The sequence below is a fragment of the Geobacillus sp. G4 genome (assembly GCF_040327975.1).
In the GTDB taxonomy this organism is placed as follows: domain Bacteria; phylum Bacillota; class Bacilli; order Bacillales; family Anoxybacillaceae; genus Geobacillus; species Geobacillus thermoleovorans.
In genome coordinates this window covers 1-278 of record NZ_JBEPJY010000093.1, presented here as the reverse complement: position 1 = coordinate 278, position 278 = coordinate 1, and the positions used below count along the sequence as shown (strand labels likewise).

At 50.4% G+C, this 278-nt stretch carries 1 protein-coding gene; it reads right to left on the bottom strand.

Annotation, left to right across the window (positions count from 1 at the left end; genetic code table 11):
* A partial coding sequence (locus ABS784_RS17085) for a hypothetical protein (RefSeq protein ID WP_352513393.1) occupies nt 1–278 on the bottom strand: 278 nt, incomplete at both ends.

Below are 278 nucleotides of genomic sequence, written 5' to 3'. Positions count from 1 at the left end.
TCGAGTGATAGTCGTACTGCACCACCTGCAGGAAATACATGCGCCCGACCAGGGCGCAGGTAATACCAATCACCAAGAGTGCGCAGGCGAGCAAGCGCTTGTTGACCAGGCGGTTTTCTTTTTCGTGATCCTTGATCGGTATCGGTTCAGGCATTTCTACAGCATCTCGTTGAAGAAGTTCGACGCCGCGTCCTGCGGTTGAAAGATCAATCCTTGTGAAAATGTGCTGCACCATACCAAAAATGCAGAAACACTTTGAATCGATTTCCCCAACGGCA